The organism is Amycolatopsis palatopharyngis (assembly GCF_003385185.1).
Classification (GTDB): Bacteria; Actinomycetota; Actinomycetes; order Mycobacteriales; family Pseudonocardiaceae; genus Amycolatopsis; species Amycolatopsis palatopharyngis.
This window is the reverse complement of sequence record NZ_PQHZ01000015.1, coordinates 89,022-101,613: the sequence shown is the minus strand read 5'-3', so window position 1 is coordinate 101,613 and position 12,592 is coordinate 89,022. Positions and strand designations below refer to the sequence as shown.

Below are 12,592 nucleotides of genomic sequence, written 5' to 3'. Positions count from 1 at the left end.
GCGATTGCCGATGGCCGTGACCACGCCGCTGACCACGATCGCCCCCCTGCGCTCCGGTTCCGCGCGGGCCGGGAGCAGGCCCGCGGGGGAGAACTGCTTCGTGACCCGCGACGGTACGGCGCTGCACGTGGAGTCCGCGGGGCCTGGGGACGCGCCACTGACCCTCGTCCTCGTGCACGGCTGGACGCAGGATCACCGCACGTGGGACGGCGTCCTGGAGTCGGTTGCCCGCGACGCGCGCTCCGGGCCGGTCCGGGTGCTGCGCTACGACCTGCGCGGACACGGCGGATCGGATCCGGCGCTGGCGGGTACCGCCACTATCGAACAGCTCGCAGACGACCTGGCCGAACTCCTGGCCGACCGCGTGCCGCACGGCCGGGTCGTCCTCGCAGGGCACTCCATGGGCGGAATGACGATCATGCGCCTGGCCGAGCGGTATCCGGAGTTCGTCTCCCGGCGAGTGGCCGGGGTGGCCTTCGTGGCCACGTCCTGTGGGCAGATGGATCGAATCACCCTCGGCTTGCCCGGCGTCGCGGGCAACGGTGCCGCGAGGTTCGAACGCAGGCTCGCCGCGCTACTGAGCCGCCACCGCCGTGACCGGCTACCGCTGCGGCCTGCGATGGTCCGCCCGGGTGCCCGTTGGCTGGTGTTCGGCAAGCGGCCGCGCAGGTCGGACGTCGATTCGGTCGCCGATCAGCTACTCGGCGCCCATCCGGCCAGCCTCGGCGGATTCCAGGACGCGATCTCCCGGCACGACTGCAGGGCGGCGCTGGCCGCGCTGAGTGATCTGCCCGCGGTGGTGCTGGCAGGTGGTCGCGACCGGCTCTGCCCGCTGGAACACGCCAAGGTGATCGCGGAGGAACTGCCCTCGGCCGAGTTCGTGCGCTATCCGGGTGCCGGTCATATGTTGCCGCAGGAACGGGCGGACGAGGTGGGTTCGCGGATCGCGGGCCTTGTCCGGGTGGCGGCCGGAAGGACGAGGATCGTTGCGTAGGTCCCTGTTGACGCTCGCCGCGTGCGCGTTCGCGCTCACCGCATGCGGCGGGTCCCCTGGAGAGGTCGAGGACGGCGGGCCGAGCGCGCCGAACGGTCCGCCGTCCGTGACCGGGTCGGCGGCGCCAGGGGAAACCTCGGCCCGACCGGGCAACGCCGCCGAGCCCGTGGTTTTCACCGTGGCCGGCGGATCGCGAACGCAGGGGCCGGACACCGTCGAGGTGGGCGCGGGGGAGACCGTGCTGCTCGAGGTGACCGCTGATGTGGCCGACGAGGTGCACGTCCACGGCTACGACGAGACCCTCGACCTCGCGCCGGGGACACCGGGGCGGCTCGAGTTCACCGCCGACATCCCCGGCTCCTTCGAGGTCGAGCTGCACGAGCAGGGGCTGCTGCTGACCCAGCTCAGGGTGAGCGGATGATCCTGGCCCATGGGCTGGGTGGGCGGTCGGACCTGCCTGTGCCGCTGTGGCTGGCGCTCTACGGCGGCGCGATCGCGGTTCTGGTGTCGTTCTTCGCGCTGACGGTGTTCTGGAAGACCCCGAAGCTGAGCGGTGAGCGCTCCGGCAGGCCGCTGCCCGCGGTGCTCCAGCGGCTGGCGGACGGTGCGGGGTTGCGAGTCCTGCTGCGCGCCTGCGGTGTGCTCGCCTTCGCGGCGCTACTGGGCACCGCGTGGGCCGGTACCGGAAGTTCGGCGACGAATCCGGCCCCGACCTGGTTCTACGTCTGGTTCTGGGTGGGTCTGGTGCCGCTGTCGCTGCTGTTCGGGCCGGTGTGGCGGCTGCTCAACCCGCTGCGTACGCTCGCCGACCTCCTCGGCAGGGGACGATCCCGCGCGCCCCTGCCTGCCTGGGGCTACCGTCCCGCGATCGCCGGTCTGGCCGCGTTCCTCTGGCTCGAGCTGGTGTACGACCGGTCCGACTCTCCGCGCGCAATCGCCGTTTTCGTGACCGGCTACGCGGTACTGCAGATCGCCGCCGGAGTCCGGTACGGGCCGCGATGGTTCGACCGGGGCGAGGGGTTCGAGGTGTACGCCGGACTGATCGGCAGGCTCGCCCCCATCGGCCGTCGTGGCGACGGCGTGCTGGTGCTGCGCAACCCGCTGGACGGCCTCGCCGCAGGTTCGGGTGCCGGCATCACCCCGGTGGTGCTGTTGTTGCTCGGGTCGACGGCGTTCGACGGTCTCACCCGCCTGCCGGTCTGGACCGAGCTGACCCGGGAAGCCTCCCGGTTGCCGGGGCTGCTCCTCGGTACGGCGGGTCTGGCGGCGTCGGTCGCGGTGATCGCGCTGGCCTACGCGGGCGGTATCCGGCTGACGCGCCCCTACCTGCGGAGAAAGGCCGGTGGGCAGCCGGTCGAACCGTACGGCGCCTTCGCGCACTCGCTAATCCCGATCATGGTCGGCTATACCGTCGCCCACTACTTCTCGTTCGCGGTGTTCCAGGGGCAGGCCGGCTATCTGCTCGCCACCGACCCGCTCGGGCTCGGGCACGACTGGCTCGGACTTGCGGGTGGCCGGATCGACTATACGGTCGTCTCCGTGACCGCGATCGCGTTCGTGCAGATCATCGCCATAGTCGCCGGGCACGTCGCGGGCGTGACCTCGGCGCACGACAGGGCGATCTCCGTGCTGCGCAGGGACCACGTGACGGTGGGCCAGTTCCCGATGCTCGCGGTCATGGTCGGTTACACGGCCGCGGGAATCGCACTGGTCGCGGGGGCCTGAACCATGTTGCTGGCGGACCGGCTGGTGTTGATGCACCAGGGCGGATGGGACGAGATCGCGATCGTCGGCGGTCCGTTGCTCGTCATCGGAGTGCTCATCGCGGTGGCCCGTAAACAGCGTCCCCTCGACCAGGACCCCGAGGAAGACGACCCCGAAGACGCCCCGCCGGCCGATCCCGCCGACGGCCCCGACGGCCGCTAGGTCCCTGCCCTCCCGCACCGGATGGTGCGCCTGCAAGTACGCCCAAGCAAGATCATCTACGTCGCTAACCGCTACCAAGCCCGTACTCGCGCGAGGTCACTTGGTAGCGGTTGGAGCACTTGTTGACCTTGCTTGGTGGTACTTGCAGACACTCCTACCCCCGTGCGGAGGTGAGGTGCGGTGGGTCAGGGGTGCTGCTGGAGGGGGAAGCCCGCGCCGATGCCGCGCCAGGCGAGGGTCGAGGTGAGGGTGACAGCCTCTTCCCGGCTCATGGAGCTGTGGTGGGCTAGCCAGAAGCGGGCGCTGACCTGGCTGAGGCCCACGAGGCCGACCGCGAGCAGCCGCGCCCGGTCCTCATCGAGCCCGGCGTCGGAGGTGATCGTCTCGGTGATGGCGTCGACGCTGGCCGAGGTGGCCCTGTCGACGGCCTGCTGCACGGCGGGCTCCCCGCGCAGGTCGGACTCGAACACCATGCGGAACGCCCCGGCGTCGCCGTTGACGAACTCGAAGAACGCCCCCACCGCGTTGTGCACCCGCTGCTTGTTGTCGGTGGTGGAGGCCAGCGCCTCCTGCACCCGGCCGACGAGGTTGTCGACGTGACTCTCCAGCAGCGCGATGTACAGGTCCAGCTTCCCAGGGAAGTGCTGGTAAAGCACGGGCTTGCTGACCCCTGCCTGTTCGGCGATATCGTCCATCGCGGCGGCGTGGTAGCCGTTGCCCGCGAAGACGTGCTGCGCCGCGGCCAGCAGCTGCGCCCGCCGCTCGGTCCTCGGCAGCCGCACACCGCGACCGAGTTGTCCCGAACCCGAGCTGTCGCCATTGCCGTACGCGTGCGCTCGCGCCGTCTCCGTCATTCCGCCTGCCTCTCCGTCGACCCGCACCCGGATACTGTTCGCGACCCCGGGTGCTGCCTCGCGGGCGGGGTCACCACGGCGCGAGGCGCCCTTGAGATTACTCGTCGGTACGGCCGAAACGCCAAGGGTCGCGCGATTCGGTCTGAGGACCCATCCTGAAATGGTGTCCGAAACCCTGATCGATCCCGCCGATACCCCCCAGGATGCGCCCGGGGACCGGCCTCGGGTCCGTCCCGCGCTGACCCACGTGCCGATGTCCTCGGCTCCGCTGCCGCCCCTGGACCAGCACATCGAACCCTGGTCCGGAGGGTACGAACAGGTGGGCGAGGTGTCGCTGCACGTGCGGCGCACGCCCGGCGAGGGTAGCGAGACGGTGGTCTACGTACACGGGCTCGGGGGTTCCTCGACGAACTGGACCGACCTGGCCGCCCAACTTCGTACGCGGGCCGCCGGGGTCGCGGTGGATCTGCCCGGTTTCGGATTCTCCGAGCCCGCCGACGGCTTCGACTTCAGCCTCGCGGCCCACGCCGAGACGCTCGGTGAGTTCGTGCGGGGGCTCGAAGCGGGTCCAGTGCACCTCGTCGGCAACTCGATGGGCGGGGCGGTCGCCCTGCTGCTCGCCGCGCGCAACCCGGAACTGGTCCGGACGATGACCCTGATCTCCCCGGCGATGCCGGATCTCAGGCCGAATCCGCGCAGGCTCTCCGACCCCAGGATGGCGCTGGCGTACCTGCCCCTGCTCGGCAAGCGGGTACGGCGGCAGATGGCTCGGCTGACCCCGAGGGAACGTGCCGAACAGGTGATCAATCTCTGCTTCGCCGACCCGTCCGCGTTCTCCGACCGGCGCCTTGACGAACTCGCTGAAGAACACAGCGCACGAGCCGATCTGAAATGGGCCGCGCCCGCGCTGGCGCACAGCACGCTCGGCATCTTCCGCGCTTGGTTCGCGCGGGGGCAGGCCTCGCTGTGGTCGATCGCTCCGAAGGTCGAGATTCCCGCACTGGTGGTCTGGGGCACCGAGGACAAGGTGATCTCGGTCCGCCGCGCCGTGCGGACCGCGAAGGCCTTGCCAAGGGGCAGGCTGCTGGTGTTGCCGAGGACCGGGCACGTGGCGCAGATGGAACGACCGGTGTCCGTGGCGCGGGCGGTGCTCGGATTGTGGGAGAGCGTCGACGCGGACCGGTGGTGAGCCTGACTCCAGCAACTTTGCGCCGATCGGGTGACGTTCGATCTGTGATTGAGCCGCCGGTCGCGCTGAGCGCCACTGAGGGGTATGGCACGCTGGAGCCGTGGACCGGGTGACTCACGGAGTGCGAGGCGACGGCCGGCGGGCAGCGCAAGCGCCGCTGCCCCGGCGCACCCCCCGTGCGAAACCGGCGGCCTCGGCAGGCCGGGAGCAGCCCGAGTCGAGCGGCGCCAACCTCTTCGAGGACCGTTATCAGCCGGGTGTACGTCGCACCACCGCGGAACCGTTGCGCGCCTCTTGGCGGCCGGCGCCGGTCGGCCAGCAACCACCCGGCGGCAAGGGAAGCGGCGACAAGGGAAGCGGCGACAAGGGCAAGGAGCCGGAGCCGCCCCGGAAGAAACGCAGCAAACTGTCCGCCTACGGCTGGCGGGTCTACGCGCTGCCGGTACTGCTCGTGCTGACCGCGCTCGTGGTGTTCGATACGGCGACCGATCCGCCCCAGGCGGCCAACGGTGCCGAGAACACGGCGAGTACGGCGGCCGCCGCCACCGAGGACGCCTCGAGGGAACCGCTGGCAACGGAGAATCCGCCGGAGCCGGTGAACCTGAAGATCCCCACGGCCGAACTGCCGGACGGCGGGAAGTACACCCAGTCCGGCAAGGGCACCTGGCACGTCGTTCCCGGCAAGGGCGAGAAGGTCGGCAAGGGCGGCGAGTTGCTCACCTACACCGTCGAGGTGGAGGACGGACTCGATCCGGCCACCTTCGCCGGTGAGGACGCATTCGCGAACACCGTGGAGCAGATCCTGTCCGACCCCCGCGGGTGGACCGGCACTGGCGACGTGTCCCTGCAGCGGATCGACGCCAGCGCTCCGGAGCCGGACTTCCGGGTGAGCCTCACCTCACCTGACACCACCCATCGCCCGGACATGTGCGGCTTCTCGATCGAATACGAGTCCTCGTGCAACCTGTCGCTGAAGAAGCGAGTGGTGATCAACCTCGCGCGATGGGTGCGGGGTGCGAAGGCGTACGGCGGCGACATGGCGGGGTACCGCCAGTACGCGATCAACCATGAGGTCGGTCACGCACTCGGTAACGGTCACGAGGGCTGCGCCAAGGACGGCATCCTCGCACCGGTGATGATGCAGCAGACCTTCGGCGTCTCGAACGACTACGTGGCCAAGCTCAACCAGTACGACCCGAACCAGGGAGTTCCCGCCGACGGCAAGGTCTGCAAGCCGAACGCCTGGCCGAATCCCTGACAACCGACGCGAGCCGGCACCAGCAGGCTGTGGGACGGTCCGCGGCCGTATCGCAACCGCCACGGCCTGTCCACATGGTGGACGTGGGGAAGACGGACCCGGTCACGTGCGTTATGGATACTGGAACGCGATAATGCAGTCCGCGCCCCCGCGCGAGATGGAGGACCCGATGTCAGGCACCCTGCCGCCGCTGGTCGAGCCGGCCGCCGAGCTCACCAAGGACGAGGTGGCCCGCTACAGCCGTCACCTGATCATCCCGGATGTCGGGATGCAAGGACAGAAGCGGCTGAAGAACGCGAAGGTGCTGGTGATCGGAGCCGGTGGCCTCGGTAGCCCGGCACTGCTTTACCTGGCCGCGGCCGGGGTCGGCACGCTCGGCGTGGTCGACTTCGACTCGGTCGACGAGTCCAACCTGCACCGCCAGGTGATCCACGGTCAGTCCGACATCGGCAAGCTGAAGGCGGCCTCCGCTCAGGAGTCGATCGCCGAGGTCAACCCGTTCGTCCAGGTCCACCTGCACACCGAGCAGCTGACCAGCGACAACGCACTGGACATTTTCCGCGACTACGACCTGATCCTCGACGGCACCGACAACTTCGCCACGCGGTACCTGGTCAACGATGCCGCCGTGCTGCTCGGCAAGCCCTACGTCTGGGGCTCGATCTTCCGGTTCGAGGGCCAGGTCAGTGTCTTCTGGGAGGACGCGCCGGACGGCCGCGGCCTGAACTACCGCGACCTCTACCCCGAGCCGCCGCCCCCGGGGATGGTCCCCTCCTGCGCCGAGGGCGGGGTGCTGGGCGTGCTCTGCGCCTCCATCGGCTCGATCATGGTGAACGAGGCGATCAAGCTGCTCACCGGTATCGGCGAGCCGCTGCTCGGCAGGCTCATCAGCTACGACGCGCTGGAGATGCGTTACCGCGAGGTCAAGATCCGCAAGGACCCGGAGACCCCGAAGATCACCGAGCTCATCGACTACGACGCGTTCTGCGGTGTCGTATCCGATGACGCGGCGACAGCGGCCTCCCAGCACACGATCACGCCCGCGGAGTTGAAGGCCAAGTTCGACAACAGCGAGAACTTCGAGTTGATCGACGTCCGCGAGCCGCACGAGTACGAGATCGTCAACATCAAGGGCGCGAAGCTGATCCCGAAGGACCGCATTCTGTCGGGTGAGGCGCTGGCCGAGTTGCCGCAGGACAAGCCGATCGTCCTGCACTGCAAGTCGGGTGCGCGTTCGGCGGAGGCGCTCGCGGCCCTGCACGCGGCTGGTTTCAAGGACGCGTCGCACCTCGGTGGCGGCGTGCTGGCTTGGGCCAGGCAGGTGGACACGAGCCTGCCGACCTACTGATCCATGTGTCAGCGGTGGGGGAACGGTAACGTCGGTCACCGTGCCCCCACCGCGACAGCCCCCGCCCGCGCACGTGTGCGCGGCGTTCGGGGCCGATGTCACCGAGGCCGAGCCACTGCCCGGCAGTGATTCGTGGCGCTGTGGCCCGGTCGTGCTCAAACCGGTCACCGATCGGGCGCATGCCGTGTGGCTGGCGCGCACCCTGGAACAGCTGGAGGTGCCGGATCTGCGCGTCGCGCGCCCGATCCGTTCCACCGACGGCCGCCACCTGCTCGCGGGCTGGCGGGCCTACCGCTACCTCACCGGCACCGCCGAACATCGGTACGACGAGGTCCTGCTGACCGCGATCAAGCTGCACCAGGCGACCGCGCATCTGCCCCGGCCGTCGTTCCTGCCCGCGCGTGATGACGTCGCAGCCGTGGCCGATCGGGTGGCCTGGGAGGAGCAGCACCTCGAACTCGACGAGACCAAGGGTGGCCGCTGGTTCGAGGTGCTCTCGGGTGCCCGGCGGAAGGTGCACGGAAAAGACCAGGTCGTGCACGGCGAACTGTTCGGCACCGTGCTGTTCGACGGGGACGCGCCACCAGGGATCGTCGACTTCACCCCCTACTTCCGCCCTGCCGAATGGGGAGCCGCGGTGGCTGCCGTGGACGCCCTCGCCTGGGGCGGCGCGGAGGCGGACCTGCTTCACCGCTGGGCGCATCTGCCGGAGTGGCCGCAGCTGTTGTTGCGCGCGACGCTGTTCCGGCTGGCGCTGCACGCGCTGCACCCGCGCTCGACAAGGGCCGCGCTCGACGGCCTGCTGGACGCGGCGCACGAGGTGAGCGAGACGCTGTGACCGCTCAGCGACCCGTGGTGCGGATCCAGACCGAACTCGCCGTATCGGTCGAACCGTTGTGGGCACACGTCACGAGTTTCGCGGGGATCAACGACGAACTGCGCCCGTTGCTGCGGATGACGGTGCCATCCCGGCTGCGCGCGGGTGGATCGCTCGAGCTGGCTTCTCCCGCGAAACTCGGGAAGAGCGTGCTCCTGGTGTTCGGCGTACTCCCCGTCGACTACGACGACATCGCGATCGTGGAGATCGAGCCACCACACAGGTTCCTGGAGCGATCGCGCATGCTCAGTGCCGCGAGCTGGGAGCACGAACGCACGCTGACCCCGACCGAGCGCGGTTGCCTGCTGGTGGACCGGGTCGAGTTCCAGCCACGGTTCGCCGGTACCGGCGCCGTGCTGCGCGAAGTGGTGCCGCGGCTGTTCCGGCACCGGCACGCACGCCTCCTCCGCCGCTTCGGCCGGGTCTGAGCGCTGGCGCCGGATCTCACAAACAGGTCCGGGCATCGGCGGCGCAATGTCGCATGCCTGAAACATTGGAACGTTTCCGGGTAACACGTCCTGCCTAGCGTCGGTACTGCCGCCGACGAGCAGGAGGTATCCGTGACGCTGACGGCAGAGGGAACACGGGCGCAAGACGCGACGAGCCCGGCCCGGACCGACACCCATTGCCCGTACTGCGCGCTGCAATGCGCGATGACCGTCACCGCCAAGGCTGAGGTGGCGCCGAGGGACTTCCCGACGAACGCGGGCGGGCTCTGCCAGAAGGGCTGGACCTCGGCGGCGCTACTCGGGTCGCCACGAAGGCTGACCAAGCCCTTGGTCCGGCGGGACGGTGAGCTGCGACCCGCGAGCTGGGACGAAGCCCTGGACCTGGTCGCGGACCGGCTTCGCTCGATTCGCAGTGAACGCGGCGCGGACGCGGTCGCGGTGTTCGGCGGCGGCGGGCTGACCAACGAGAAGTCGTACCTGCTGGGCAAGTTCGCCCGGATCGCGCTGGGCACCTCGCAGATCGACTACAACGGCCGGTTCTGTATGTCCTCGGCGGCGGCCGCGGGGCTCAGGGCGTTCGGCGTCGATCGGGGTATGCCGTTTCCCGTCACCGATCTCGCCGGGGCTGACGCGGTCCTGCTCGCGGGCAGCAACCCGGCGGAGACGATGCCGCCGTTCACCCAGCACCTGCGCAAGGCGCGGGCTGCTGGCGGGCTCGTCGTCGTGGACCCGCGCCGCACCCCGACGGCCGAGCAGGCGAGCCTGCACCTCGCTCCCGCGCCGGGCACGGATCTGGCTCTGGCACTGGGAATTCTGCACGCAGTCGTCGCGGACGGGTACCTGGACCAAACCTATGTGGACAGCAGGACCACCGGCTTCGATGAGGTCTGGCACGCGGCGGCCGCGTGGTGGCCGGAACGGGCCGAACGCGTCACCGGCGTCGCTGCCGCCGATCAGCGCAAGGCGGCCCGGATCCTCGCGACCGCCGCGAACACCTATGTGCTCACGGGCCGGGGCAGCGAGCAGCACGCCAACGGCGCGAACATGGTGAGCGCCTGGATCAACCTGGCCCTCGCGCTCGGTCTCCCCGGCACGCCGGGCTCCGGCTACGGCTGCCTGACCGGGCAGGGCAACGGCCAGGGCGGCAGGGAGCACGGGCAGAAGGCCGACCAGTTGCCCGGTTACCGCCGGATCGACGACCCGGCCGCCCGCGAGCATGTCGCGGGTGTCTGGGGCGTCGACCCCGCGACTCTTCCCGGGCCGGGCCGGTCTGCCTACGAACTGCTCGACGCGTTGGGGACCGAATCCGGCCCGAGTGCGCTGCTCGTGTTCGGCAGCAACGTCGTCGTCTCCGCGCCCTCCGCGGGGCACGTCACCGACCGTCTTGCCGACCTCGATCTACTCGTGGTCGCCGATCTCGTCCTCTCCGAAACCGCTGCCATGGCCGATGTGGTGTTCCCGGTCACCCAGTGGGCCGAAGAGGACGGGACGATGACCAACCTCGAGGGCAGGGTGCTGCTGCGCAGGCGCGCGCTCGAGCCGTCGGAGGGGGTCCGCACGGACCTGGAGCTACTCGCCGGGCTCGCGACCAGGCTCGGCTTTCCCCCGCATGCCTTCCCCGCAGACGCGGAATCCGTCTTCACCGAACTGCGCGCCGCGTCGAAAGGCGGCCCCGCCGACTACTCCGGCATCAGCTACGAACGCCTGCGGGCAGGGGAGGCACTGCACTGGCCGGTGCCCGCCGATGACCATCCGGGTACTCCCAGGATGTTTCTCGACGGTTTCGCGCACCCCGACGGCCGCGCGCGTTTCTTCCCGGTCGAGCACATCGGACCCGCGGAGCCGCAGGACGCCGAGTTTCCCTTGCAGGCCACCACCGGGCGGGTACTGCAGCACTATCAGTCCGGTGCGCAGACCCGGCTCGTCGACGAGCTGAACGATCTGGTTCCGAGGTCCTTTGTGGAGATACATCCGGACACGGCGGCGCGGTACGGCCTGTCCGAGGGGGAGCTGGCACGCATCACCTCGCGCCGGGGTGAGGCGACGGCCATCGTCCGGTGCCTGCCGTCGATGCGGCTGGACCTGGTGTTCCTGCCCTTCCACTTCGCGGGTGACGAGCGGGCGAACCTGCTCACCAATCCCGTGCTGGACCCGACCAGCAGGATGCCGGAGTTCAAGGTCTGCGCGGTCCGCCTGGCCACAGCCCACACCGCGGCCGAGGAGGCGTCATGACATCGCGAAAGGTGGTCGTTCTCGGATACGGCATGGCGGGATCGCGCCTCGCCGAGGAGATCCGCAGGCGCGACCCGGAGGCACGAACGGTGGAGCTGACCGTGGTCGGGGCGGAGCGGGAACCCGCGTACAACCGGGTGCTGCTGTCCTCGGTGCTCGCGGGCACGATGAAGCTGGACTCGGTGCGGCTGCACGACGAGGACTGGGCGGGCAGGCAGGGCGTCGACCTCCGGACCGGGGTCACCGCGGTGCGGATCGACCGAGCACACCGCGTCGTGCACCTCTCCGACGGATCCACTGTGGACTACGACGGGCTGGTGCTCGCGACCGGGGCCGACCCGTGGATTCCGCCGACGGAGGGGTTGTGCTTCGACGACGGGAGTCTCGCCCCGGGTGTCGTCACTTTCCGCACGCTCGCGGACTGCGACCGGATTCTGTCCGCCGCGCGGGTCGGGGCACCGGTCGCCGTGCTGGGCGGTGGACTGCTCGGGCTCGAAGCGGCCCGGGGTCTCGCGGGCCGCGGCAACCTGGTGACCGTGGTACATCCGCCCGAGCACCTGATGGAGCGGCAACTCGACGCGGAAGGCGGCAAGGCGCTGGCGCGGACACTGGGCGAGCTGGGGATCGACTTCCGGCTCGGCACCACCGCGGCGCGGTATCTGCCCGGCGACGGGCTGAAGCTCGCCGACGACTCCCATGTGCAGGCCGACCTCGTCGTCGTCTCCGCCGGTGTGCGAGCCAACACCGCGCTGGCGGTCCACGCCGGACTCGCCGTGGATCGCGGAGTGCTGGTGGACGACGCACTGCGCACGAGCGACGGGCGGGTGCACGCGATCGGAGACTGCGCGCAGCATCCCGGCACGGTCTCCGGGCTCGTGCAGCCTGCCTGGGAGCAGGCCGAGGTGCTGGCGGACCTGTTGACCGGAACGGACGCCGCCGCCCGTTATCGCGGCACGGCCGTGCTCACCCGGTTGAAGGCGCGGGGCGTGGACCTGGCCGCCTTCGGCGACGCGCAGGCGGGGCAGGACGACGCGGGCACCGAGGTCGTCAGCGTGAGTGACGCGGGCAGGGGCCGCTACGCGCGGATCGTGGTGCGGGAGAACAAGATCGCGGGCGCCATCCTGCTCGGCGCACCGGAGGCCGCCGCCACGGTGACCCAGCTTTACGACAGGTCGACCCCGCTGCCCGACGACCGGCTCGGCCTGCTCATGGGCAGGGGCACACCGGGAGGTTCGGCGCCGGTCGCGGCGAGCCCGGCCGACCTGCCCGCGAGCGCCGTCGTATGCCGGTGCAACACCGTGAGCAAGGGAAAGCTCGTCGAGGCGTGGCGCTCCGGGGCGACGACCGTGCCGGAACTGGCGCGGGCGACGCGGGCCACCACCGGATGCGGGTCCTGCGCCGACGCCGTCTGTGGCATCGCCGACTGGCTCACCACCACCGCCTGACGCCGACGTCCCGATCCCGC

At 70.2% G+C, this 12,592-nt stretch carries 12 protein-coding genes; 11 read left to right on the top strand and 1 reads right to left on the bottom strand.

Annotation, left to right across the window (positions count from 1 at the left end; all coding sequences use genetic code 11):
* Positions 1 to 10 precede the first annotated feature (10 nt).
* Genes D0C15_RS14295 through D0C15_RS14280 form a run of 4 tightly spaced genes read left to right on the top strand, consistent with a single transcriptional unit; the run spans position 11 to position 2,920 of the window.
* Positions 11 to 994: an alpha/beta fold hydrolase gene (locus D0C15_RS14295; protein ID WP_116045221.1), complete on the top strand. Its 984-nt coding sequence runs from the start codon at positions 11 to 13 to the stop codon at positions 992 to 994.
* Positions 987 to 1,415: a cupredoxin domain-containing protein gene (locus tag D0C15_RS14290; RefSeq protein WP_116045219.1), complete on the top strand. Its 429-nt coding sequence runs from the start codon at positions 987 to 989 to the stop codon at positions 1,413 to 1,415. The genes D0C15_RS14295 and D0C15_RS14290 overlap by 8 nt, the downstream gene beginning before the upstream one ends.
* The gene (locus D0C15_RS14285; RefSeq protein WP_116045217.1) at positions 1,412 to 2,719 is read left to right on the top strand and encodes a hypothetical protein; all 1,308 of its coding nucleotides are present in this window, start codon (positions 1,412 to 1,414) and stop codon (positions 2,717 to 2,719) included. The genes D0C15_RS14290 and D0C15_RS14285 overlap by 4 nt, the downstream gene beginning before the upstream one ends.
* Positions 2,720 to 2,722: 3 nt before the next feature.
* Positions 2,723 to 2,920: a hypothetical protein gene (locus D0C15_RS14280; RefSeq protein ID WP_116045215.1), complete on the top strand. Its 198-nt coding sequence runs from the start codon at positions 2,723 to 2,725 to the stop codon at positions 2,918 to 2,920.
* A gap of 185 nt (positions 2,921 to 3,105) precedes the next feature.
* On the opposite strand, the gene D0C15_RS14275 is transcribed toward D0C15_RS14280, so the two are convergent.
* Entirely contained in the window at positions 3,106 to 3,774 is a 669-nt protein-coding gene (locus tag D0C15_RS14275; RefSeq protein WP_162830080.1) for a TetR/AcrR family transcriptional regulator, read from the bottom strand.
* Positions 3,775 to 3,937: 163 nt separating this feature from the next.
* Here D0C15_RS14275 and D0C15_RS14270 point away from each other — a divergent pair, with 163 nt between their 5' ends.
* The 7 genes from D0C15_RS14270 to D0C15_RS14240 all read left to right on the top strand — a co-directional run bounded on the left by D0C15_RS14270 (position 3,938) and on the right by D0C15_RS14240 (position 12,572).
* The gene (locus D0C15_RS14270; protein ID WP_425455391.1) at positions 3,938 to 4,963 is read left to right on the top strand and encodes an alpha/beta fold hydrolase; all 1,026 of its coding nucleotides are present in this window, start codon (positions 3,938 to 3,940) and stop codon (positions 4,961 to 4,963) included.
* 100 nt (positions 4,964 to 5,063) lie between these two features.
* Positions 5,064 to 6,221 (top strand): DUF3152 domain-containing protein, encoded by a 1,158-nt coding sequence (locus D0C15_RS14265; protein ID WP_116045210.1) that lies wholly within the window; start codon positions 5,064 to 5,066, stop codon positions 6,219 to 6,221.
* Between the two features lie 169 nt (positions 6,222 to 6,390).
* Positions 6,391 to 7,569 (top strand): adenylyltransferase/sulfurtransferase MoeZ, encoded by a 1,179-nt coding sequence (gene moeZ / locus D0C15_RS14260; protein ID WP_116045335.1) that lies wholly within the window; start codon positions 6,391 to 6,393, stop codon positions 7,567 to 7,569.
* A 40-nt stretch (positions 7,570 to 7,609) separates the two neighbouring features.
* Positions 7,610 to 8,407 carry a TIGR02569 family protein gene (locus tag D0C15_RS14255; protein WP_116045208.1) on the top strand — a complete coding sequence of 266 codons (798 nt, stop codon included), beginning with the start codon at positions 7,610 to 7,612 and terminating at the stop codon, positions 8,405 to 8,407.
* Positions 8,404 to 8,874 (top strand): SRPBCC family protein, encoded by a 471-nt coding sequence (locus D0C15_RS14250; protein WP_116045206.1) that lies wholly within the window; start codon positions 8,404 to 8,406, stop codon positions 8,872 to 8,874. Before D0C15_RS14255 ends, D0C15_RS14250 begins: the two co-directional genes overlap by 4 nt.
* Before the next feature lie 132 nt (positions 8,875 to 9,006).
* Positions 9,007 to 11,127 carry a molybdopterin oxidoreductase family protein gene (locus D0C15_RS14245; RefSeq protein WP_116045204.1) on the top strand — a complete coding sequence of 707 codons (2,121 nt, stop codon included), beginning with the start codon at positions 9,007 to 9,009 and terminating at the stop codon, positions 11,125 to 11,127.
* Entirely contained in the window at positions 11,124 to 12,572 is a 1,449-nt protein-coding gene (locus D0C15_RS14240) for an FAD-dependent oxidoreductase (protein WP_116045202.1), read from the top strand. The genes D0C15_RS14245 and D0C15_RS14240 overlap by 4 nt, the downstream gene beginning before the upstream one ends.
* Positions 12,573 to 12,592: the final 20 nt, after the last annotated feature.

Excerpts from the sequence above, each read along its gene's own strand:
- D0C15_RS14295 (WP_116045221.1), top strand. The coding sequence starts at position 11 with ATGGCCGTGACCACGCCGCTGACCACGATCGCCCCCCTGCGCTCCGGT.
- D0C15_RS14285 (WP_116045217.1), top strand. The coding sequence starts at position 1,412 with ATGATCCTGGCCCATGGGCTGGGTGGGCGGTCGGACCTGCCTGTGCCG.
- D0C15_RS14280 (WP_116045215.1), top strand. The coding sequence starts at position 2,723 with ATGTTGCTGGCGGACCGGCTGGTGTTGATGCACCAGGGCGGATGGGAC.
- D0C15_RS14275 (WP_162830080.1), bottom strand. The coding sequence starts at position 3,774 with ATGACGGAGACGGCGCGAGCGCACGCGTACGGCAATGGCGACAGCTCG.
- moeZ (WP_116045335.1), top strand. The coding sequence starts at position 6,391 with ATGTCAGGCACCCTGCCGCCGCTGGTCGAGCCGGCCGCCGAGCTCACC.
- D0C15_RS14240 (WP_116045202.1), top strand. The coding sequence starts at position 11,124 with ATGACATCGCGAAAGGTGGTCGTTCTCGGATACGGCATGGCGGGATCG.